This window comes from Mucilaginibacter pineti, from assembly GCF_900101875.1.
Lineage (GTDB): Bacteria > Bacteroidota > Bacteroidia > Sphingobacteriales > Sphingobacteriaceae > Mucilaginibacter > Mucilaginibacter pineti.
Window position 1 is genome coordinate 827879 of record NZ_FNAI01000001.1, and the last position, 23240, is coordinate 851118.

Below are 23240 nucleotides of genomic sequence, written 5' to 3' on the forward strand. Positions count from 1 at the left end.
GATATTCCGGATATTAATTCCCTCTGAAATCAAACCACAAAGTCCTCTTTACTGGGGCGTTCATAGGCACATTCTTCTGACTTTGCGGCCCCATCGCCTTTGCAGGCTGAAACTTGGTGCCAATGGCGTTTATCTCATCTAAAAAGCCAATGCTCCCGTCCGGGAACGCTGGCTCAACATTATTTTCCTTCAATGCGTCCTTCTCCCTCGCCGGATGCAACATTTGCAGGTACATGTTTTTATTGTTTGTATAAACTGTAAATGGTAATTCCTTATTTTCAATGATTACCCAGTTAACTTCGGCATGATAGCCTTTAAACTCGGGATAGCCGTAAGTTTCGCCGGTAATGGCATTATTATAAGCCTTATACCATACACCGAATTTTTGCCCGCGTAAACGGTTCTTCCAAACCCGGTAAGGACCGCGCCCCAACCATTTCATACCTGTTATCTTTTCCTCGGGATAATTAAAGGTAATGCCCCTAAAATCGGCTTCACCGGGTTGCAGGTAAGTATACTCCAGTTTAGCTGCCTGCCCAGATACAAAGGTCCATTTTACATGTAACGATGCATCGCCCTGGTAATCGGCCTCTACCACATATTTAGCGCCATCCGCTTTATAAGTAAAGCTTTTCAACGGGGCTTCAACACCGGCAAGTACCGGGCCTCCCGATAAAGAGATCACCTTTTTTTGGTTAACTACTTTTTCAATATACCCGGTACCCTTATTAAAATAATAACTTATGCCATCACATTTAACAACCAACGTGTTAGCTGTAGCATTGCCCGCTAAATGACTTACGAGCAAAGTTTTTGGTACGTTAATAATAGTCGCCGGTAGTTTGATGGCCCAGCTCCAGGTAAACAACTCTTCGTTATGCGGGCCATAAGCGGTTAAATAGAGTGCATCATTTTTTGCCCATGTTGCAGGCAAGTGTAAATTTAATAAGCCTTTTTCTCCGGGAACCAGCTCCAGCGGTAAAGGAGCGCCCGTAGCTATTATGTTAGCCTGCGTGCTTTTATTTTGTGCCGACGGAAATTTAACCAACTGCCACTTAAACCTGCACTGACTTAGTTTGGTAAAATTGTACCTGTTCTCCACTTGTATCTTACCGTCAAAGGTTTTATCAATAGGCTGGGGATTGATGTACACCGGCGACCAGATTTCTTTTATCGTATAAAAACTCGCTTCCTTTTCGCGGTGCGGACCAACAATACCATCGGGTGCGTGGTTACCATCGCTGTCGTAAATGTTATTTTTATCGGTACGGATCACTGCTTCATCTAAAAATGCCCAAATGAAACCACCCGCTCCGTGTGGATGCTTTACCATCAGGCTCCAAAAATCATCGAGCCCTGCTCCTGCTCCACCATCATACAACCCGTGCATAAACTCAGTTGGGAAGTACACATCGTTATCAGTAGCAACTGACTTTAGTATAGCATTATAATCGGGATAGTGTTGTGTGTTAGTCCCGTTAAACCGTTCCCAGGGATGAATCACAGTGCGCTTTTGAGGGTCATATAAAGCGTAATCACCGTCAAGCGCCCTGTTAAAGCCACCTTCATTCCCATTATCCCAAAATATAATTGAGGGATGGTTTACATCGCGCACAACCAGTTCCTTTACCAGTTTACGACCGACTACTGTATCATATTTAGCCTGCCAGCCGGTTAGCTCATCAAGTACGTATAAACCAAGTGAATCGCAAACAGCCAGAAAATCCTGATCGGGCGGATAGTGTGACATACGCACTGCATTATTATTCATCTGCTTCATCAAACTAACATCCATTAACTGTATATTATGACTTAATGTGCGCCCCGTTTCCGGCCAAAAACTATGTCGGTTAGTACCCTTTAAAATAATTTTAACACCGTTTACATAAAAGCCGTCATTTTTACGCAGTTCAACGGTGCGGAAACCGAACTTCTGCTTGATGCTATGAATGATCGCCTGTTTATCCCGTATAGTAACAACAACCTGGTATAAATTCGGGAACTCCGCACTCCACAGCAAAGGGTCATTAAAATTACTTTTCAACTCAAGATGGTCTTTTGTGTTATTGGCCACTACTGAGAATGATTTACCTACATTTTCACCATTTAGTTTTTGAACCTGCGCGTCTACAGTTTCATCTCCGCGAAGGTTTGATGCGTAAACATCCATTTGAAACGAGCCATCAGCTTTTGCATTAATAGCTACCCTGTCGATAAATACATCGGGAACAACTTCCAGGTAAACCGGCCTATATATACCGCCGAAGATCCAGAAGTCGCTGTTCCTCCGCTCGGCATCATTTACAGATGCGTTTGCCGACGTTTTATCAACGGTAACTTCCAGTAAGTTTTGAGCGTTGTATTTAAGCAGGTCGGTAATATCATACTTAAAGCGATAAAAACTCCCCTGATGTATGGGCCCGGCCTGCTTGCCGTTGATAAGCACTTTAGTATCGGTCATGGAGCCTTCAAAAACTATAAATACCTTTTTGCCTTTCCAGCTCTCTGCAAAAAATTCATGACGATACAATCCCTGCTCATTTGCCTTTACTTTATCATGCCCGTAATTATAGGTACCAAAGCCTTGCTGCTCCCAGTTTGAGGGAACGGCTATTTTAGTCCATTTGCCGCTTTGCCTGCCTTCCGAGCAATAAAAATCCCATTGCACGGTATGATCCTTATCCGTACCTGACAGATATTTATATTGTGTTTCCTGGGCACCGGATGGCAAACAAAATACCATCGTAAACAGGAAAAATAATTGTATGCAGGAAATGATCTTGATAAAAGGATTGGTTTGTTTCATGAGGTTTTAGCACTTACGGTTACATAATTAGTACAGACGTACAAATTTGCTTTATTGTTATTTATTTATTGATTAAAATAGGCATATTCGGTTCAAGATTAGCGATTTATTATTTGAATTTACAGCTATTTAATATGTTTTTTAAATCAAAAACTTACCTTGTAACATTAACCTCCAATAACCAAAAACCAATTATATGAAAATAAAACTACTGATGCTATACTGTTTAGGAGTTGCAGCCATCGCGTTTCCATCCTACATATTTCACCAAACCAAACCTGTTGAAAAAGTTGTTGACCTTGCGCCAATTACTTTAAAAGCACAACAAATTGCCGAAAACCTACATGCACCAACCGCAGCCGCTTTCCCCGGTAACGGTACCATTTGGGTAACTGAACAAACCGGAAAGATACGCCTGATAAAAAACGGAAAGCTAAGTGATGCCAGCCTACTTGATTTACATAGCAAGCTTGTTAAAATGAGCGATAGTTATGACGAACGCGGTTTACTGGGGATAGCACTGCATCCTAAATTCAGCGTTAACAGAAAGTTTTATGTGTTTTATAGTACGCCGTCGAACGTTCCAAAATCAGATCATACGGGTGTACTGGCCGAATATAAGCTGCTGCCTAATTCAGATCAGGCCGATCCAAACAGCGCCCGGATCGTATTAACTATCGAAGAGCCGGAATCAAACCATAACGGTGGATGTATTCAATTTGGCCCGGATGGTTATTTATACGTTTCATTTGGTGATGGTGGTGGCCAGGGCGATAAACATGGCGAAACCGGTAACGGACAACGATTGGATACCTGGCTTGGCAAAATACTCCGTATTGATGTAAATGCCGAAACCGGTTTTAAAGTACCTAAAAGTAATCCGTTTGTAGGCAATGCAAACGCAAAACCCGAGATCTGGGCCTATGGTTTTCGCAACCCCTGGAGGTTTTCATTTGACCGCGCATCAAAACAGCTGTTCGCCGGCGAGGTTGGGCAAGATACTTGGGAAGAAGTCGACATTGTTAACAAAGGGGCCAATTACGGCTGGCGCTTAATGGAAGGCACACATTGCTATAACCCTGCTACGGGCTGCGTTATAAAAGGAATTACCATGCCCATTACAGAGTATAGCCATAAAATAGGCATATCTGTTACAGGAGGCTATGTTTATAATGGCTTGCAAATAGCCGGACTAAAACATAAATACGTATTTGCCGACTGGACAGGGCCTATCTTTTACCTGCAAAAAGCGGGTGATAAATGGTTAAGAGGAAGGGTAATGCTTCAAAACTACCCGGAGAACTTAAAGATAACTGCCTTTGGCGAAGATCAATCGGGCGAGATTTATGTATTGACCAACCCGGATACCGGGCCTGGAAATACAAAGGGTGGTTTGTATAAGATCATCAAAAATTAAAAAAGGTAATATCCGGGATTAGAAAAATAGGTAATTTGCGGATAAACGCATTTATCTGACCATGAAAATAGCCACCTATAATGTCAACGGAGTGAACGGCAGGTTGCCGGTGTTACTCCGTTGGCTGCAAGAAACCCAACCCGATGTAGCCTGTTTACAGGAATTGAAAGCACCCGACGAAAAGTTTCCGGAACAAGCTATAAAGGACGCTGGCTACAATGCTATATGGCATGGCCAAAAAAGCTGGAATGGTGTGGCGATACTTGCCCGGGGCGAAATAAAAGAATTAAGACGAGGCTTGCCCGGCGATCCTGACGATAGCCATAGCCGTTATATTGAAGCATTGGTAAACGATATTGTGATCGGCTGTCTTTATCTCCCAAATGGTAACCCCGCCCCCGGCCCTAAATTTGATTACAAACTGGCCTGGTTTGAACGTTTAAAACTCCACGCAGCACAATTGCTTACGCATGGATTACCCGTAGTATTAACAGGTGATTACAACGTAATGCCAACCGAACTGGATGTTTACAAACCTGAGCGCTGGGTTGAAGATGCCCTCTTTCGGCCTGAAACCCGTGAGGCTTTTAAAACGCTTGTGGAACAGGGCTGGACAGACGCTATACGCAAGCTGCATCCAAACGAAAAAATTTACACGTTTTATGATTATTTCCGCAATGCCTATGGCAGGGATGCGGGTTTACGTATAGACCATTTCTTATTAAGTCCGCAACTTGAGGGCAAACTATTAGCCACCGGAGTCGACCGCAATGTACGCGGCTGGGAAAAAACAAGCGACCATTGCCCCGTTTGGATCGAACTGAGCGAATAAGTCCTCAAGGGATTGCTACTGATTTGACTTGCTATTTTAGCGTCGGATAATAACGGATCGTTAATCGTTTAGGCATTTATTAATGATTAACTTTAAAAAAATACGTTCTTATTTAAGAAATCATGAGCAAGAAAAAACCGTTACCCAACCCTGTAGGGAAAAAGGGACCATCCGATTACCAATCTGGCAAAGGCGGACCGGCCAAACCAGAACCTATCTCTACTAATAAAAAAGGCAAATAACATGGCCGAAAAATCAGCAGAAGTGCAGGCCCGCGACTTTGTATACGAACTAAACAATTGCGCCAGTGAATACGGCTTCGGCAAGGAGGAACTTTGGGAGATAAACCTTGTTTCTGAAAAAGAAAAGGAAAAACTGGAAAAGAAATATTATCCCACTATATCTGCCTTAATAGCTCCGGAGATCATTCCTGTAATGGAGGAATTGGTAAAGTCAAAATTAACCCATACTGATAACAAGGACTTACCCTTTGAAGAAAAGAATATCGCGATAAAAGGCACCTCACAATATCTTGTAGCTTATAGCGCACTACGAACATTATAATATCCTTTGCTTGCTGAATGAGTGTTTGCAAGATAAAGCCCATGAAAAGACAACTAAAACAGCTATCTTTTTCATGGGCTTTAATAGTTATTGGTTAGATGGTACCATCCAAAAATCTCTCGGATACAACCTGAATAACTTTGTATCGGCACCATTGACGGATTTCAAATAGGCTTCGTAGGCAACCATTTGCTTTTCTGGGCCTATTACAAAAAAGCTGCCACCTGCTACATCTTTTGATGGTTTTCCATAACCCGGTAATATGGTTTCGTAAACCTGGTCTTTCCGTTTGTAAATTTCGGTTACTAAACCGGGTTCTTTACGGAGCTTTAAAATAGCCAATCTGAATTGCTTGATGAGGTCGGGAGTCATGCCGTCTACCAAATCGGCAGCCATAGCCTCGCCCCTGTTCTCGTAATCATCCGCAGAGCGGAAACGGCCGACAGCCAGCGACACCACATAATCGGTCATGCTGGAATCCACCGGCGATTTTTTGATCTCGTCGATAACAAATCTTAGGGTTTGCGGCAGCTCGGGGGTTCTTTCGGCATAATACCTGAACCTGCCGCTACCCGCAGATGCACTTACGCCCGTACTGTATGACAAGCCAGCCCCGGTTGTTTTGGTGTACACACTCTGCTTACCCGCACCACCGTATAATTCCGCAGCCAGGAATTTCAGCAGGCTTTCTCTCGATAGATCGGAATAATTGCTAAGCGGCGCCGAATTAATAAATACCCCAGTGTGCGAATCGGGATTAATAAGGCCGACAAATACAGGCGTTTCTGTGGTATGCAAGCGGCCCTTTACGCGTTCATCTATCAATTTACCGGTAGTAATATTTGGTCGCGCCGCAGGTTCTTTGCTAAAGCCAACAAGCATTTTAGTGAGATCGATAGTAAGCCTTTGCTCTGTAGCCGCTGAACCTATTACGAACAACCGGGTCTGCGTATTTTTCAACAGGCTTTTACGCAGATCATTTAAATCATTCAAGGTGGTTTCAGGCTTTTGGGCCAAATCGCTGTTAATGGTTGTGCAAAGCATTTTCCAATCCATATCCAATGAATTATCCGGAATATCGTTCAGCATTTGTTCCAGGTCGGTAGCTGCATCTTTTGCAAGCGCTTTTGCTGCGGCGGGTAATTTCACAAAGGCTTCGGCATATTTTTTATTAACACCTGCCGAATCTGTGTTTATGTTTGCATCTGATTTTAATACCGCCAGCAATTTTTTCAGCTGCTGTCTGTCCGTCGCCGCACCTGAAAGCGAAGTTAAATAAGTACTGATTGCTTTGCTGTTTGCATCGTCACCGGCATCTTTCAACAACCATTTAAGCCTGAATATATTGAAGGCCCGGGTTAAGAAAGATGAAGTTGCCAATTGCAAAGGCTGGCCCTGCGCCAGGTATGCAGCTCCAGGGTCTGTCACCCAACCTTCTTCTGCGCCTTGCATCGTTTTCCTGATGCCGGATAGTTCCTGGTCAACCAGATCACGGATTCGCGGCAGGTTGGCTACCGTCCAGTTAGGATGCTGCAGCACATCATTTATCCACTCGATAGCTTTCAGTGCCTCAGCCTGGTTATTACCGGCTCCCTGCACAAGCAACTCGGCCCTACCGGTGGTGCTGTTGGTACTATATTGGCTGTACAGGCTTAGGATCTGGCGTTGCTCTTGCAATAGCATATCCTCGTAGGATATCGCCTTACCATTCTTAATGATCCCTGTTTGCGTAAGCAAGTCTGGCAGCATGGCCAAATAAACTAATTTTGTTTGCGGCACGCTGTTGAGATTTAGCGCTATACCTGTGGTGGCACTGGTCATGTTATTAAATACGGATGCTACCATTGGTACGTTACCGGGCAACACTTGCTGCTTAAATTGCAACTGATCATCTAACGTAAGCGGCGGATTATCAATAAATTTAACCTGGTGTGCCTGTTCCAGTTTCTCCAGCACTACCGTATTGGAATCATATACCGCCTTATACCTTAAAATTGCGCCCTGATCGGTATCAATATGGTACAAGTTTTTTAAACGGCTTACCTCCTGCGCTGCCCTTGCTTTACGCTCCACTTCAGATTGTGCAACCATAGCGGGATTGGCTTTGGTCATAACAATATATGGCTGGGCATTATCCAGATCAAACTTTGCTAAAAGCGGCTTCCAGATATTGGTACCTGTTGCCAACTGCTGCCTTAAAGCCTTCATCTGCGGTTTAAAGGTAACCGACTTTTTAAAATCAGGAATGCCCGCCATTAACTGCAACTGATCGTACCAGCCATCGCCTGTATTTCTGAAACCAAACTTTGGCGGACTGTTAACAAATTTGGCCGTACTTCTTTCAGAGCTTTGCAAGCTGCTTTCAAACCGCTCGTTAAATTTTAACAACTCGGGCGAATGATCTTTGTAGGCAGCTACCTTTTTTAATTCGGCAATAATACGTTCCCTCACCAAGATAGCTTTTTCGCGGGTGAGGTTTGCAGCGCTTACGCCATCTACACCCATCATAACCGGATACCCCTGTTTAGTATCTACATATGCATATACAGCCTGGGCATCTATTTCCGGGATCTTGGTTTTGCTATCAACAAATACCTTATACAAATTAGTGGTGGCATCGCCGGCAAACACGCCTAAAAAGTTAGATAGTTTTAACAGTTCGGTAGTACTTAAAGTTAACGTGGGCGCAAATGATAACATTATGGTACCGGGCTGCTGTGCATTCTCCGAAGGAAAATCAATAATAGCGATCTTTCCTTTTTCTGCCGGTTGGGGTTGAGGTAACTTATTGGGCACGCGTGCTTGTTTAGCAGCTCCTTTATTCAGTCTGTTTAGCAACAGGTTCATTTGATCAAGAACACCCGCCAATGGCATACTTTTAGGCAATGCAGTAATGGCGCCCATATTGCCTAAGTAGTAATTAGCAGCGTGATATTTGGCAATATCAACAGCATTCAGCTCGCGTATCGCCGCAGGCAACCCACCAGCATTATAGGAGATGGGATGATTATTACCATATTGCAAACGCCCCAAAGTATCACCCAAAAGCGCGTAGGGGTTATTCATGGTAGATGACATCTCGTTGTATACCGAACCCTTTTCCTCCAAACGCAATGTTTTGTCGGGATTTTGGGTAACGCCCCAGTTTCGTACCTCGCGGCTTACTTCTTCGTTTGTATAATCGGGATATAGCAGCGCGTCCATGTATTTTTCAAACAAGGTATAAAAAACCTGACCACCTGCACCTGTGTTAAAATTATAAACGGTATGCAACTGTGCCGTGAATGCGTTTGACGCCGCCAGCGACATACCTTCTCTTGTATTAAGGGCGTGGCCTTTATTTCCTTTGGTAATCAATAGGTGTTCCTGCGTATGGGGTTCGCCTTTATTGGATACCGGGAAGGTGTTAACCCATATAAAAGTTTGCGGAACCGATTCTACCTGTAACAGATCGAATGTAAAACCTGTACTTTCATGTACAAATCGTGCACCCATTGGCAGGTCGGCATCGTTGAGGTAAACAGCTACCGCTTTAAAACCGTGCAGCTTTTGGCCCGCAGTCAGCGTTGATAAGGACTCCTGTTTTTTTTGCGCGGATAAGGGTTGTAATGCACTACCTATTATTAAACAGGTAAACAGCAATTTAACAAAAGAAGATTTGGGTTGCATTTATTGTGAGTTTAAAAGTTCAGTCGAAAATCACCGCGTCATTTAAGCTTCCGCCATCAATGTCCAATAATTTAATGGAAGATATAAAATTTATAGCAAGATATAAATTGATGAAAGATTTATCATTTGCTGATGTGTGGCTGATTGTACTTTATATTATAGGTAGCGCCGGTGGTACGTAAAGAACTTGGAATTAAACAAATCGCTTAATCCCAAGTCTTAATATTTTACCAGAAACGAACGTAAATAGCGGATAGGAAAATAAGTATAACTGCTATAAGTATAACCGACGAATATTTCAGTTTAAACATACCTTTGTCTATCTCTATAGATTTAGGGTTGATCATTGGCCCGGCCAAACTAACAGCTATCATCACCAAAAACGTGATCAGGAATGACCAGCTCAGAGAAATAAAGAACGGGATCTCATACTTACCGCCAGCATTAATAAATGCTGAATACAGCCAGGTTTCGGGCCCAAATATGCTAACCGCAAACTGGTTGAAAAACAATGCAGCCACAAAGCCGGTTAAAATACCCACAATTGCAGCAGTGCCTGTAGTTCGCTTCCAAAACATCCCCAACAGGAAGGTAGCAAACACACCCGGACTTACAAAGCTCGAATATTTTTGCACAAAGGTATAGCCACCTTCGCCACTGATACCCAGCACATCATTCCAGGTAAAGGCAACGGCTATGAGCAAACTGCAAATAATTGCAGCACGGCCAATCCAAACCATTTTAATTTCGGTGGCTTCGGGTTTTATATATTTTTTATAAATATCTAAAGTGAAAATTGTAGCTATACTATTTACTTTACCTGCCAGCGAAGCCACTATAGCCGCGGTTAAAACCGCTAACGATAAGCCCTTAAGTCCTGTAGGTAAAAACGACAATATGGCCGAGTAAGCACCATCTTTGCTCCCGTTGGTTAGTTGTGGTAAATGGCCGTGCTTGTATAGCACAAAAGCCACAATACCGGGCAGCATTACTATTACCGGCATTAAAATTTTAAGCAAGCTGGCAAAAAGGATGCCTGTACGGGCGGTATGCAAATTAGCTCCCAAGGCACGTTGGGTAATATATTGGTTGCAGCCCCAATAGTTCATGTTACTGATCCATTGTCCACCCGCATACATGGCAAAGCCCGGCAGGATCAGGTACTTACTTACCGTTTCTATAGATGAGCCATGAACAGGCTTTTTAAATATGAGGTGGAAATGATCGGGCGCATCTTTAAGCAGAAGATTAAACCCGGTTAAGGCATTGGTACCCAAACCAAATTTTTCGCTTACTATCGTAAGGGATAAATAGGTAATAGCCAAGCCGCCAACTATAAGTACGCCTACCTGTATAACATCGGTATAACCTACTACCTGCATCCCGCCTAAAGCTATAATTACACCAAATATGGCCAGGCCTATCATGATCTGGTGGAAGTATTCGCCGCCAAGTAAGCCGTTAATAGCCAAAGCGCCGAGGTATAAAATGGCTGTGAGGTTGATGAACACATACAACAACAACCAAAAGATTGACATTACCAGGGCTACACCGCTATTGTACCTATTTTGCAGGAATTGCGGCATGGTAAAAATTTTATTTTTAATATAAACCGGCATAAAAAATACCGCCACCAAAATAAGCGCGGCCGCCCCTACCCATTCGTAAACTGCTACGGCAATACCGGCAAAAAAACCATCGCCGCTCATACCGATAAATTGCTCGGCCGAGATATTTGACGCGATGATAGATGCGCCTATAGCCCACCAGGTAAGCGAACCTTCGGCCAGGAAAAAGCTATGTGAACTGGAATTGGTTTCGTTTTTTTTACGGCGATAAACCGAGTAGCCGTAAACCGCTACAATTATGAAATAAGCAAAAAATACCAGAAGATCGGCTGGAGAAATGTGTTTGAGCATTTGTATTGTATTAGCAATAAGAAATTTAGGCCATAAAATTACAGAGCCGTTAAGTTTTTAAATCTATGAAATAAAATTAAATGGCAATTGCCGTGCTTAAATAATATACTCCGCTTGAAAAACGCTTAAAATTTTAACGTAGATGGCAGGTATTTAGCTACCAGATCTTCATAATACGGGCGCAATTCTTTCCAGTTTGGTGTTAAAGGGCTTTTTGAGTATAAATCATACGGATTAAACTGCGCTACGGCTTTAAACAACTGGTGATCGTGCGAGGTCATGAGATGGCTGTAGGCGTTCTCGCGATGCTGAGGATAAAAGGAATGGTAACGCAGCATATACAAAGCTGGCTCGGGCAGGTAAGGTTTCATGATATGGTAAATGTACTCATCATGTCCCCAGGTCATGTGTACATTATCTAAACCGCAATTGGGTTCATAAACACCGTATTTGGTGTTGAAGCGCGGATCGTGGTGATCTTTGTTTCCTTCAAAATATTCCGAAAAAACTATTTTATCAGAAAAAGCGCAACCAACCGGGTAGCTATCGCCAACAACAGCCCATTGCGGCTCGCCAAAAAGGCAAAGCACTTTACCCAGGTCATGGAAAAGGCCGGTTAATACCATCCAATCGGGACGGCCGTCGGCACGGATAGCCTCTGATGTTTGCAGCAGGTGTTGCAGTTGGTCGAGATCGGTATCGGGGTCGGAGTCATCAATCAATTGGTTCAGGAAATCGAAGGCCTCCCAAACGGTCATTTCTTTTTTGTCGAACTTTAAATAGTCGGCCTTTTTCTCCAGCACAAAATCATAGGTTTGGTTAATATGCTGCAGACGGTAAAACTCGCGAACGGTATCTTTTAACGTGGCTTCGTAATTACGGTAAGCCTCAGTATCCCTGCCTGTGGCTATAGCTTCAGCATCGGGGTAGCGAACCAACAGGTCATCTTCCCAATCATCAATTGAATTTAACGGACCTTGCCCCTGCGCTGTTATTATCTTACTCATGACACTATTATTAAAATGAAATACAATTGGTTAACAGCCGCTTACAGGTTGCGACTTATACAAATCTCATTACTTTAAATAGCAAATTTGTAAAAACGGGTGTATTTATTTACTTAATCGTTTACATGATTTTGTTGAGATACAAGATTTACTCAGATACGGTATTTTTGAAAAACGGAATGGTATTTTATTATATTGGCAGTCTCATCTGCTGAACAAAACCAATGACTAACGAAAACAACAACGGGAAAGTAAATATGAAAACACTGGCAAAAGTGTTGAATTTATCTACCGCTACAATTTCCAAAGCATTAAGCGATAGTCATGAAATAAGTTACGAAACCAAACAGCGTGTGCTGGATACAGCCGCCCAGCTAAACTACGTACCCAACCACTTTGCCAGCAGCCTCAGAAAACGCCAAAGCAATACCTTAGCCATTGTACTGCCCGAAATTGCCGACAGCTTTTTTAGTCAGGCTATTAACGGCATAGAAAGCATCATCACCAAGCATAACTATCATGCGCTCATTTACCTCACCCACGAAAGCTATGAGCGCGAGGTACACATGTTTAACGAACTGAGCGGCGGCAGGGTTGATGGGGTGCTTATGTCCGTAGCCAGCGGCACAAAAGATACCAGCCATATTAAGGCGCTCCAAGAGGGTGGCATCCCAGTGGTGTTTTTCGATAGGATTTGCGAGGATATACCAGCCGCACAAATTAAAACTGATGACCTGCATAGCGCCTACGTAGCTACCTGCCATTTGATAGATCAGGGGTGCAAGAATATATCATTGGTTACCATTGATGGCTACCCATCAATATTTCAATCGCGCGAGGATGGTTACAAAAAAGCAGTGGCCGACCGGGATATTAACCTCCGGGCGCATAGCATACTTACCCTATCCAATCATCATACCGAGGATAATGTATCGGAATTGACAAAACATCTCAATGCCTATAAACCCGATGGCATATTGGCCACGGTTGAGCACCTGGCCACCACCACCTACATGGCTTGTGCTGAAATGGGACTAAAAATACCTCAGGATGTTAAAGTGATCTGTTTTACCAATCAAATCACCGCCCCTATTCTTAATCCACCACTTACCACCATTTTTCAGCCGGCATTTGAAATGGGCAAACAGGCCGCCGAACTCTTATTCGCACATTTTGCTGGTAAGCAGATCCAGATAGAAAAAGAGCACATTGTAATACCTTCACAGTTAATAGCGAGGGGCTCTACAGCGAATAATTGAGCAGGTGTTCACGTTCACAACACCGTGAACGCTCGTGAACACTAATTAACAATTGGTAATCAACAAGTTAAATATTTTACACTACTGACAAAACACTGTCAGTGGGTGGCCATAGTAACACTTGTAGGCTCCGCCGAGCGATGGCATTAATTTTCTTTCTGCGGCGTACCTGTCATTTTAAAAGCCAGCACACCACCTTTTATCAAATCTTTATGTGCTATCAGGTTATCGGTAATAACGTTGCCGTTAAAGGTAACTTCTTTTACGTATTTATTTTTTGCCGATAGATCAGTGGCTTTAATAATTAGCTTTTTACCTTTTTGCAGATTCAGTTCAAAATATGGAAATTGCGGCGCGCCGATGCTGTAATAACCGGATGCAGGGCCTACCGGGTAAAAACCCATTACGCTAAACAGGTACCAGGCAGATGTTTGTCCGCAATCGTCATTACCATTTATACCAATTGCGGCATTCCTGAAATTTTGTGCGGATGTGTGCTGCCTAAGTAATTCCTGCGCTTTCCAGGGCATACCACAATAGTTGAACAGGTAAATATAATGGTGCCCGGGCTCATTATCGGCGCGGTAATGACCGCCGTCAAAGTTCTCAGTTAGCTTGTTGGCAAATGCCTTTTCGCCGCCCATTAGTTTTATCATGCCCGGCACATCGTGCATGGCGCCAAAGGTGTAGGTCCATTTGGTTCCTTCGGTAAAACCTTCATCCGGATTTGAGAACCATTTGCCATCGCTGCTGCGGGGTGCCATAAAACCGGTCGACGCGTTATAAACGTTCCCATAGTTTTTGCTCCAGGTTATCAATTGATCATAATCACTGTTTTTACCCATTGCCTTTGCCATTTGGGCTACACAATAATCATCAACAGCATATTCAATAGTGCGCGAAACAGATTCCTTGGTTTTATCGGCCGGCACGTAGCCTAATTTATGGTAATAACTTAGGCCACCACGCACTTCGGCGCTTGTCCACAGGTCGCGGTCGCCCCATTTTTTGTCTTTATCACCATCTGGTGGGGTATATGAATCTTTATGCAGGGCTTCATAAGCCAGATCGGCATCAAAACCGCGGAAACCTTTAACATAGGCATCGGCTATAACGGCATCGGCATGGGTGCCTATCATAATATTTGTTTCGGTTGGATTAGGCCACATCGGCAGCCAGCCGCCCTCCTGGTACATTTGCAGCATGGATTGCACCATACCATTTACCCGTTGCGGCTGAGTAAGGATAAGCAAGGGATGCAAGGCACGGAAAGTATCCCATAGCGAGTAATCATTGTAAGAGATGCCTTTATGCACCTTATCGTCAAAAGCGCTGTAGTATTTACCATATTCAGAAAACTGGCGCGGGAATAACAGTGTGTGGAACAAGGCGGTATAAAAAATAGTTTTTTGCTCGTTGGTGATGTTCTTCACTTTTATCACACTAAGCTGCTGCTGCCACTCGTTGTGGGTATCTTTAACTATTTTATCAAAATCCCAATCGGGTATTTCTCTTTTTAGGTTAGCGCGCGCCTGGTCAATGCTGATAAACGAGGTAGCCACCACAACCTTGATCTCGGTGTTTTTAAGGGTTTTGAACGAGATAAAGGCTCCCATGCGGGTACCATACTGGTCTTTGCTGCCTTTATTGATAACCTTATTATCCCAGGTACCGTACTTGCGGATCTGCTTATCGAACTTGATAATGAAATAACCCTTAAAGTTTTTCAATTGCGGACCGATCTGCGCCGATTGCCTGTCGGGATTGTAACCGGTTATTTCGTTATTAATTGTATCAACATGTACGTAGCCTTTTAAAGTTTTTATCCGGGCATTAAAATCGTTAGCCCAATCCGTAAGTTCGGGGTTAAGGTTGATGCCCTGGATAATGAGGTGCGCTTCTTTAGCGGCCGGGAAAGTAAAGCGGAACATACCGCAGGTATTGGCACCTGCTATTTCAGCTTTTATCCTGGTATTTTTATCGGCCTTTAGTTTAACGGAATAGTAGTAAGGTTTGGCAATTTCGTCCTTATGGTCAAATGCCAATACACGTTCTTTGGGTAACACGCGCAGTTTACCAATTTGCGGCATTACAGATACATAACCATAATCGCCCATCCAAACCGTGGGCTGGTGCGATGCCATGAGCCCGATAACCGCTTTATCTTCGTATTGATAGGTCATGCGGCTCATTTTGTTCTCGCCGGTTTGAGCAACAAAATTGGTCATGGCAAAGGGTACATTTACGCAGGGCATGGTACCTCCGCCATCCAACCCTTTTGCAAAACCGGTTGCAGCAGTACCAATCAAGGGGTTAACAAAATCAACCTCATCGCGGTGAGGGCTTGAACTTTTTGTTTGGGCGTTGCCGGAATTATGCAAAAAAGCAAATAAAGCCGACAGGTAAATAGCGCGCTGAATTTTCATACAGGTTAGAAGTAGGTAGAAATAATTGGTTACAACCCGTAATTGCGGGCATAAACAAATCTCTTATTTTAAACTATAAATCAATCAAAAACCCACCATTTATTTACTTAAACGTTTACCTGTTAACGCAGGCCCGAACGTCTTTTCCGCTCCTTAACAATAAGGCCCAACTCTCGGCTCATTTGCCCAGCTATAGCTGTATTTTCCTGCGCACGACGGAAAAGGTATGGCAATACGGCTTTAATTGGGCCATAAGGCACATATTTTGCAACGTTGTACTGCGCATCGGCAAGGTTAAAGCTCAGGTTATCGCTCATACCCAACAGCTGCGAAAAATACACATGCGGGTTTTTATGGTCTATTTGTTTGGCATCCAAAAGCTCGGCCAGTAAACGGCAGCTTTCTTCGTTATGCGTACCGGCTATAAAGGCTATTTTATCAATATTGCTGGTGCAATAATCCAACGCCGAATCATAATCCAAATCTGTTGACTTTTTATCAGGCTGAATTGGCGATGGATAGCCCATTTCCTGTGCACGCTTACGCTCTTTTTCCATATAAGCGCCGCGAACAATCTTGGCACCTAATATAAAGCCTTCGCTTATGGCAATCTCGTGGTCATTTAATATCGATGCCAGTTTATCATGCCTGTACATTTGATAGGTGTTGTAAACGATAACCTTTTTGGTGTTAAACTGGGTCATCATGGTGAGAGCCAGCAGGTCGATAGTTTCCTGGATCCAGCTTTCTTCGGCATCAATCATCACAGGTACATTGCTGGAATGCGCTTTTTCACAAATGGCCAGTACACGGCTTTGTACCCTTTGCCATTCCTGTTCTTCCTCGGGCGTAAGCGGCAGGCGGGCATCCAGCTTCTCCAACAAAGCAAACCGACCAACACCTGTTATTTTAAATACCGTAATAGGCACGGCAGGATCTTTTGAGCCGCGAACTATTGTACGGATAATTTCATCACGGGTGTTATCAAACACCGCCTCATCATCCTCGCCTTCAATAGAGTAATCTAATATGGTACCTACACCACCGCTGTAAAGATTTTTGATGGTGTTATCACACTCGGCAATGGTTTCGCCACCGCAAAAATGCTTGAAAATGGTGGCCTTAATGATACTTTTTATAGGTAAACCTATTTTAATTGCAAAGTTGGTGACCGGCGGGCCTATCTTTACTAAAAAGTTAACATTAATGATCCTGAATAACCAGTAAGCCCGGTTAAGATCGGCATTGGAAGAGTGACGAAAAGCGATTTCTGTATTCTCAAAAGAGGGCTTAGCGTGTTTGGAACTGTTGGTGGTTTCGTTAGAAAGCATGTGCAAAATTATAAAATGATAACTCATTATTCCATGAATAGTTTATTTTTGCCCCTCCATGATTGAATTTAAATTAACAGGCGAATATATACCAATGATTCAGCTCCTCAAAGCGGCTCATTTGGTAGCAACCGGCGGCGAGGCGCAAATAGTTGTAAGTGAGGGAGAAGTGACCTATAACGGACAGGTTGATTACCGTAAACGCCTTAAAGTTAAACGCGGCGACGTTGTTGAATTCAGAGGAAATAAAATCATGGTAATTTAAATTATGGACACTATTCAGAGCGATAATTACCCCATTTATTTTGATAATAGCATTGATGAGCTGGTTAACTTTGTTAACAAAGGCGGCTATTCGCGCTTTTTCATTTTAACAGATGAAAACACGGGCATACATTGTTTACCACTTTTAAAAAGCAAAATTGGCAGCGAAGAAGGTTATGACCTTATAGAAATTACTGCTGGCGAAGAAAGCAAGGATATTGATTTTTGCATAGGCGTTTGGAAAATGTTAATAGATTTTGGTGCCGATCGTAAAAGTCTGCTCATCAATTTGGGTGGTGGCGTTATCAGTGACCTGGGTGGCTTTGCAGCATCTACCTTTAAACGTGGGATTGATTTTGTACATGTACCCACTACCCTGCTATCACAGGTTGATGCATCTGTTGGTGGTAAAACCGGTATAGATATCGACAGTATAAAAAACATCATAGGTACTTTTACACAGCCAAAGGCGGTATTTATTCATTACGATTTTTTAAAAACCCTGCCCGCAAGGCAAATACTTTCTGGTTTGGCCGAAATGCTGAAACATGGGCTTATCCAGGATGCCGCTTATTGGGCCGAACTTAAAACGAGTGACCTTAAAAATCCTTCCGCCGAACTGGTTCATCGCTCGGTCCAAATCAAGAATAAGATAACGATCGAAGACCCGCATGAAAAAGGCATCCGTAAGGCACTGAATTTTGGACATACTATCGGTCACGCTGTAGAAACCAACTCGCTGATCAACGATGCTGATCCATTATCACACGGCGAAGCCATCGCCATCGGTATGATCTGCGAATCGTACCTGGCCCACAAAAAAACCGGATTAAGTTTGGATGAACTGAACGAGATAGTGAAGGTACTAAGTGATCTTTATCCGCGTTATACCATTCAAGAATCGTCTTTTGATACGCTGCTGGCGCATATGTTAAAAGACAAAAAGAACCAGGGTGGTAAAATAAATTGCACCTTGCTAACGCATATCGGCCAATGCAATATTGATAATATCTGTACAGAAGCCGAACTTTGCGAAAGTTTGTTGTATTACATTAATTTGTAAAATGCACGGGTTAGATAAAAGTGAAATAAGTGCTGTAGTGATCCTTTGCTTACTGGTGGCTTTAACCCTGCTTGAAATGGGTTTAAGCTACTGGGAAGATCGTCATTACTACAAAACCCGCGATACGCTTACCAATATCTACCTCACTTCGCTTGCAGTGGTCACCAACCTTATAGTTAAGGGCGGTACGTTCCTGATACTGAATTTTGCCTATAAATTCAGGCTTTTTCAAATACACAATGTTTGGTTGTATTGGTTTATACTGGTTGTAGCGCAAGATTTTTTATACTGGGTTTTACATTATACCGGGCATTATTGCCGTGTGTTTTGGGCCATGCACGTAACTCACCATTCTTCAGAGAATTTCAATTTCACTACGGGTTTCCGTTCAACGGTTTTTGAGCCTTTATACCGCACATTCTTTTATTTGCCGCTGGCATTTATGGGTTTTAACGCATTAGACATTTTATACGCTTACCTCGTGACCCAGTTTTACGGCAACCTGGTACATACCCAATATAAAATTCCTTTGCCAAAATGGTACGGATGGATCTTTGTAACCCCTGCTCATCACAGGGTACACCATGCATCCAACATCCCCTACCTTGATAAAAACATGGGGATGGTACTAATTATTTGGGACCGGCTGTTCAATACCTTCAGGGACGAGGATTTGCCCGAGCCTGTTAAATACGGTATCACCAAACAACCCGAAAACATGGGACCGGTAAATATTCTTTTTCACGAGTGGAAAGCACTTATCCATGATGTAAAACGCGCGCCCGGCTTTAGGAATAAATTAGGCTACCTGTTTAACCCACCGGGATGGAGCCATGATGGCAGCACACAAACGGCCCGGGCAATGCAACGTGAGTATGAAATACAGCACATTACCCCGCTGTCTGAGCAAAAACATTCGGCCTGATTTAGGCTGATATTAATATAAAGTATCGTAAATATAAAATGCCCTTCGTTTTTAAGAATAAAAGATGCCAAACCTTCTTTTTGGCAAATTAAATTTGGTTAAGGTATTTTATTTCACAAAAAATAAAATTATCTATTGACAAAAACATTTTTTACCGTACATTTACAACGTAATAAAAAACAAATGAAATTTAACAGTGCATATTTTTATGGTTACTACTTTTACTTTAACAGTAAGAGCCGGGACTAATATGTACTAAACACACATAAAGAATTTAAAAAGTCCCGGCACAAAATGCCGGGACTTTTTGCTTTAACAGGGGTTATGAAAATAGAAAAACCAAGAGTTGCCATACAAGGGATCCGCGCCTCATTTCATGAAGAAGCGGGCCTGAGATATTTTGGAGAAAACGCACAGATGATAGAGTGCAACTCTTTTAAACAAACTTTTGAACGTTTAAAGAACCGCGAGGCAGATTATGTGGTAATGGCTATTGAAAACAGCATTGCCGGCAGCATATTGCCAAACTACACTTTACTGCTTGATTACGGCTTTCCGGTTGTGGGCGAAATCTACTTACCCATCCAGCTGCATTTAATGGCCTTACCCGGTGTAAAGTTCGACCAGGTAAAATATGTTACCTCGCACCCCATTGCCCTGCGCCAGTGTGTTGATTTTTTTGACGAGTACCCTCATCTTAAAATTGTGGAAAGCAGCGATACCGCCGCTTGTGCCAAACGCATCCGTGATGAGCAATTAACAGATACTGTTGCCATTGCAAACGCCCTTGCTGCAAAGCTTTACGGTCTGGATGTACTGGAACGCCGCATCGAATCAAACAAAAAGAATTTTACCCGTTTCCTGATCCTTACCCATCATGATAATGTGGAGAAGAAAAACGCCAATAAAGCATCGCTTTGTTTCCAGGTGAGTAATAAGGTTGGTTCATTGGCCAAGGTGCTTAATATTTTTGCCAACGAAGGCGTTAATATGAGCAAAATACAGTCGATGCCCATTTTAGGCAAACGCAATGAATACAACTTTTATGTAGACATTGAGTGGGATGAGCAAAAACAATTTGATGCCGCCATACGGCAGATCCTGAAATACACACACAACTTTAACATACTTGGCGAATATGAACGACACGAAGAGGATTTAAGCACACCCAAACCACAAAAAACTGAACGCCCCCGGAGGTACATCAACATCCGGCGTGGCGTATAAACATCAGGCCCCAAAAAGCAAATAATTAACATAAAAATATAACCAACATCCCCGGTAAACAACCGGACAAATAACAAAACAATGAAACTTAATTTAAACATACAGCCGCTTCATACCTGGATTAAAACCGGTAAAGAACCATTAGTAATAGCGGGCCCATGCAGTGCCGAAACTGAAGATCAATTGGTAGCTACAGCTCATTTATTAGCCCAAACAGGCCGCATCTCTGCATTACGTGCAGGTATCTGGAAACCACGTACCCGTCCGGGAGAGTTTGAAGGTATCGGCAGCATTGGTTTGGAGTGGTTAAAACGCGCCAAAGCAGAAACCGGATTGCCAACTGCTGTTGAAGTTGCAACTGCAAAACACGTAGAAGAAGCTTTGAAAGCTGGCGTTGATATTTTATGGGTTGGTGCCCGTTCAACAGTTAACCCTTTTACCGTTCAGGAAATTGCCGATGCTTTGCGTGGTGTTGATATCCCTGTAATGGTTAAAAACCCGGTTAACCCTGATCTTTCTTTGTGGATTGGCGCTTTAGAGCGTATCAATAATGCAGGTATCACCAAGTTGGCGGCTATCCACCGCGGATTTTCATCTTACGAAAAATCAGCTTTCCGTAATGAGCCAATGTGGGATATCGCTATCGCATTAAAAACATTAGCGCCAGAATTGCCTTTAATTAACGATCCAAGCCACATTTCAGGTAACCGCGACCTTATTGGTTATATATCGCAAAAAGCATTAGACCTTGACATGCAAGGATTGATGATCGAATCGCACATCGACCCAAGCGTAGCCTGGACAGATGCTAAACAACAGGTTACTCCTGCTGCATTAGCCGACATTATTGATCATTTAGCTTTACGTAAGCCAGAAACCCGCGATGCTGCGGTAAATGATAAGCTTGCAGAACTGCGTCAGCAAATTGATAAAATTGATGACCTGTTGATCCAGAAAATTGCCGAGCGTATGCAAATTGCCGACAAAATAGGTAACTACAAAAAAGACAACAACATAACCATACTGCAAGTTGGCCGTTGGGATGAGATAGTTCAAAAACGTACCAACTACGCCAAAGCATTAAAATTAGGTACCGAGTTTACCGAGAAATTATTGGAGCTATTACACAGCGAATCTATTAGCAGACAAACGGCTATCATGAACCAGAACGAAGCCGGACAAGCAGCAGAAAAATTGACCCACGTATAATTTATAATGATGCAGAACATCATCCTGAAAAGAAATAATAAGCTAATAAACGGCACGGTGAACCTCACGGGTTCAAAAAGTGAATGTAACCGCGCCCTTATAATTGAAGCATTAAGCAACGGCAAGGTTAAGGTGGAAAATGTATCTGATGCTGCCGATGCTGTGTTGCTGGCGGGCATTTTAAGATCGCCAGTTGGTAGCGGACAGTTAGCAGCAAACACTCTATCTACAGCCGAATGTCCGCAGATAGTAGATATCGGTCCGGCAGGCACAGCTATGCGTTTTTTAACAGCTTATTATGCCATACAAGATGATGAGGTAATTTTAACAGGCAGCAAACGCATGAAGGAGCGGCCAATAGGAATATTGGTTGATGCGTTGAAGGTGTTGGGTGCCAATATTGAATATGAAGAAAATCAGGGCTATCCCCCTATAAAACTAAAAGGCAGTTTCGAGCAGCATACCAGTAAGATCAGTATTAAAGGAAACATTAGCAGTCAGTATATTACCGCTTTGTTACTTATCGCTGCCCGGCTGCCTTTTGGTTTGGAATTACATATTGAAGGCGAATTAACCTCGCGCCCTTATGTTGAAATGACGTTAGCGATGTTGCAAAGTGCAAATATACAGCACACCTGGCAGGGCAACGTCATTGCAATATCAAATCAGGAATTTGCGACGACATCATTACACGTTGAACCTGATTGGAGCGCAGCCTCCTACTGGTACGCCATTGCCGCATTGGCAGATGAGGCTGAATTATTTTTAACCGGCCTCACTCCCTACAGCCTGCAAGGCGACAGTGTGATTACTGAGATCATGGCAAACTTTGGCATCACCTCGCAATTTAAAGATGGTGGTGTACATTTACTGAAAGAAGTCAAACCGCTTAGCCGCAAGATCTTTGATATGAAGGAATGCCCAGATCTGGCGCAAACCGTTATCGTGGTATGCGCGGCTCTTGGTCATGAGGCTACTTTTACCGGCCTGGAAACTTTAAAAATTAAAGAAACCGACCGTGTACTGGCTCTGCAAACCGAACTGGCAAAAATGGGCGTTAAACTGATTGAAAAGGGCCAGGTTTATAAACTTGATTGCAGCGAAAGGTTTATTCCAGAACGCATGTTCATCAATACTTATCATGATCACCGCATGGCTATGGCTTTTGCTCCGCTGGCACTTATTGTACCACAACTGGAGTTTGAGAATGGCCCCGTGGTTGAAAAATCATACCCCGCTTTCTGGACCGATCTGGAAAAACTTGGGTTTGAGGTTGAGGAAATTGTGGTTGAAGGTTAAACTGAAAGGTAAACACATCCAAT

Annotated in this window: 16 protein-coding genes; 10 read left to right on the forward strand and 6 right to left on the reverse strand. The window is 43.1% G+C overall.

The window, feature by feature from the left end:
• Positions 1–13 precede the first annotated feature (13 nt).
• A complete protein-coding gene (locus BLS59_RS03350) occupies positions 14–2806 on the reverse strand; it encodes a glycoside hydrolase family 2 protein (RefSeq protein ID WP_205411167.1) in 2793 nt (930 codons plus the stop codon).
• Between the two features lie 196 nt (positions 2807–3002).
• Here BLS59_RS03350 and BLS59_RS03355 point away from each other — a divergent pair, with 196 nt between their 5' ends.
• The 3 genes from BLS59_RS03355 to BLS59_RS03365 all read left to right on the forward strand — a co-directional run bounded on the left by BLS59_RS03355 (position 3003) and on the right by BLS59_RS03365 (position 5619).
• Positions 3003–4223 (forward strand): PQQ-dependent sugar dehydrogenase, encoded by a 1221-nt coding sequence (locus BLS59_RS03355; protein WP_240315138.1) that lies wholly within the window; start codon positions 3003–3005, stop codon positions 4221–4223.
• A 61-nt stretch (positions 4224–4284) separates the two neighbouring features.
• A complete protein-coding gene (gene xth, locus BLS59_RS03360) occupies positions 4285–5055 on the forward strand; it encodes an exodeoxyribonuclease III (protein WP_091144273.1) in 771 nt (256 codons plus the stop codon).
• A gap of 243 nt (positions 5056–5298) precedes the next feature.
• A complete protein-coding gene (locus BLS59_RS03365) occupies positions 5299–5619 on the forward strand; it encodes a hypothetical protein (RefSeq protein WP_091144277.1) in 321 nt (106 codons plus the stop codon).
• A gap of 87 nt (positions 5620–5706) precedes the next feature.
• On the opposite strand, the gene BLS59_RS03370 is transcribed toward BLS59_RS03365, so the two are convergent.
• From BLS59_RS03370 to BLS59_RS03380, 3 genes are all read right to left on the reverse strand, one after another.
• Positions 5707–9288 carry a peptidase M16 family protein gene (locus BLS59_RS03370; protein WP_091144280.1) on the reverse strand — a complete coding sequence of 1194 codons (3582 nt, stop codon included), beginning with the start codon at positions 9286–9288 and terminating at the stop codon, positions 5707–5709.
• Positions 9289–9515: 227 nt separating this feature from the next.
• Positions 9516–11207, reverse strand: a complete 1692-nt coding sequence (locus tag BLS59_RS03375) for a sodium:solute symporter family transporter (protein ID WP_091144282.1) — start codon at positions 11205–11207, stop codon at positions 9516–9518.
• Positions 11208–11332: 125 nt separating this feature from the next.
• Complete coding sequence (locus tag BLS59_RS03380) at positions 11333–12214, reverse strand: inositol oxygenase family protein (protein WP_091144287.1); 882 nt, start codon at positions 12212–12214, stop codon at positions 11333–11335.
• A gap of 224 nt (positions 12215–12438) precedes the next feature.
• On the opposite strand from BLS59_RS03380, the gene BLS59_RS03385 reads away from it, so the two are divergent.
• A complete protein-coding gene (locus BLS59_RS03385) occupies positions 12439–13473 on the forward strand; it encodes a LacI family DNA-binding transcriptional regulator (protein ID WP_091144291.1) in 1035 nt (344 codons plus the stop codon).
• 146 nt (positions 13474–13619) lie between these two features.
• Here the strand turns inward: BLS59_RS03385 and BLS59_RS03390 are convergent, their stop codons facing one another.
• Both BLS59_RS03390 and BLS59_RS03395 read right to left on the reverse strand, forming a co-directional pair.
• Complete coding sequence (locus BLS59_RS03390) at positions 13620–15899, reverse strand: GH92 family glycosyl hydrolase (RefSeq protein WP_091144295.1); 2280 nt, start codon at positions 15897–15899, stop codon at positions 13620–13622.
• Positions 15900–16021: 122 nt separating this feature from the next.
• Positions 16022–17230 (reverse strand): proline dehydrogenase family protein, encoded by a 1209-nt coding sequence (locus BLS59_RS03395; protein WP_091144299.1) that lies wholly within the window; start codon positions 17228–17230, stop codon positions 16022–16024.
• Between the two features lie 58 nt (positions 17231–17288).
• Between BLS59_RS03395 and BLS59_RS03400 the strand changes: the two genes are divergently transcribed.
• The 6 genes from BLS59_RS03400 to aroA all read left to right on the forward strand — a co-directional run bounded on the left by BLS59_RS03400 (position 17289) and on the right by aroA (position 23217).
• Positions 17289–17495 (forward strand): RNA-binding S4 domain-containing protein, encoded by a 207-nt coding sequence (locus BLS59_RS03400; RefSeq protein WP_091144303.1) that lies wholly within the window; start codon positions 17289–17291, stop codon positions 17493–17495.
• 3 nt (positions 17496–17498) lie between these two features.
• The gene (aroB, locus tag BLS59_RS03405; protein ID WP_091144306.1) at positions 17499–18557 is read left to right on the forward strand and encodes a 3-dehydroquinate synthase; all 1059 of its coding nucleotides are present in this window, start codon (positions 17499–17501) and stop codon (positions 18555–18557) included.
• Position 18558: 1 nt separating this feature from the next.
• Positions 18559–19482, forward strand: a complete 924-nt coding sequence (locus BLS59_RS03410) for a sterol desaturase family protein (protein ID WP_091144310.1) — start codon at positions 18559–18561, stop codon at positions 19480–19482.
• Between the two features lie 324 nt (positions 19483–19806).
• Entirely contained in the window at positions 19807–20709 is a 903-nt protein-coding gene (locus BLS59_RS03415) for a prephenate dehydratase (RefSeq protein WP_091145057.1), read from the forward strand.
• 81 nt (positions 20710–20790) lie between these two features.
• Positions 20791–21918 carry a chorismate mutase gene (locus BLS59_RS03420; protein ID WP_091144314.1) on the forward strand — a complete coding sequence of 376 codons (1128 nt, stop codon included), beginning with the start codon at positions 20791–20793 and terminating at the stop codon, positions 21916–21918.
• Positions 21919–21924: 6 nt separating this feature from the next.
• On the forward strand, positions 21925–23217 hold the full coding sequence (aroA, locus tag BLS59_RS03425; protein WP_091144318.1) for a 3-phosphoshikimate 1-carboxyvinyltransferase: 1293 nt from the start codon (positions 21925–21927) through the stop codon (positions 23215–23217).
• The last annotated feature ends 23 nt before the right edge of the window (positions 23218–23240 follow it).

Excerpts from the sequence above, each read along its gene's own strand:
- BLS59_RS03350 (WP_205411167.1), bottom strand. The coding sequence starts at position 2,806 with ATGAAACAAACCAATCCTTTTATCAAGATCATTTCCTGCATACAATTA.
- BLS59_RS03355 (WP_240315138.1), top strand. The coding sequence starts at position 3,003 with ATGAAAATAAAACTACTGATGCTATACTGTTTAGGAGTTGCAGCCATC.
- xth (WP_091144273.1), top strand. The coding sequence starts at position 4,285 with ATGAAAATAGCCACCTATAATGTCAACGGAGTGAACGGCAGGTTGCCG.
- BLS59_RS03365 (WP_091144277.1), top strand. The coding sequence starts at position 5,299 with ATGGCCGAAAAATCAGCAGAAGTGCAGGCCCGCGACTTTGTATACGAA.
- BLS59_RS03370 (WP_091144280.1), bottom strand. The coding sequence starts at position 9,288 with ATGCAACCCAAATCTTCTTTTGTTAAATTGCTGTTTACCTGTTTAATA.
- BLS59_RS03375 (WP_091144282.1), bottom strand. The coding sequence starts at position 11,207 with ATGCTCAAACACATTTCTCCAGCCGATCTTCTGGTATTTTTTGCTTAT.
- BLS59_RS03380 (WP_091144287.1), bottom strand. The coding sequence starts at position 12,214 with ATGAGTAAGATAATAACAGCGCAGGGGCAAGGTCCGTTAAATTCAATT.
- BLS59_RS03385 (WP_091144291.1), top strand. The coding sequence starts at position 12,439 with ATGACTAACGAAAACAACAACGGGAAAGTAAATATGAAAACACTGGCA.
- BLS59_RS03390 (WP_091144295.1), bottom strand. The coding sequence starts at position 15,899 with ATGAAAATTCAGCGCGCTATTTACCTGTCGGCTTTATTTGCTTTTTTG.
- BLS59_RS03395 (WP_091144299.1), bottom strand. The coding sequence starts at position 17,230 with ATGCTTTCTAACGAAACCACCAACAGTTCCAAACACGCTAAGCCCTCT.
- BLS59_RS03400 (WP_091144303.1), top strand. The coding sequence starts at position 17,289 with ATGATTGAATTTAAATTAACAGGCGAATATATACCAATGATTCAGCTC.
- aroB (WP_091144306.1), top strand. The coding sequence starts at position 17,499 with ATGGACACTATTCAGAGCGATAATTACCCCATTTATTTTGATAATAGC.
- BLS59_RS03410 (WP_091144310.1), top strand. The coding sequence starts at position 18,559 with ATGCACGGGTTAGATAAAAGTGAAATAAGTGCTGTAGTGATCCTTTGC.
- BLS59_RS03415 (WP_091145057.1), top strand. The coding sequence starts at position 19,807 with ATGAAAATAGAAAAACCAAGAGTTGCCATACAAGGGATCCGCGCCTCA.
- BLS59_RS03420 (WP_091144314.1), top strand. The coding sequence starts at position 20,791 with ATGAAACTTAATTTAAACATACAGCCGCTTCATACCTGGATTAAAACC.
- aroA (WP_091144318.1), top strand. The coding sequence starts at position 21,925 with ATGATGCAGAACATCATCCTGAAAAGAAATAATAAGCTAATAAACGGC.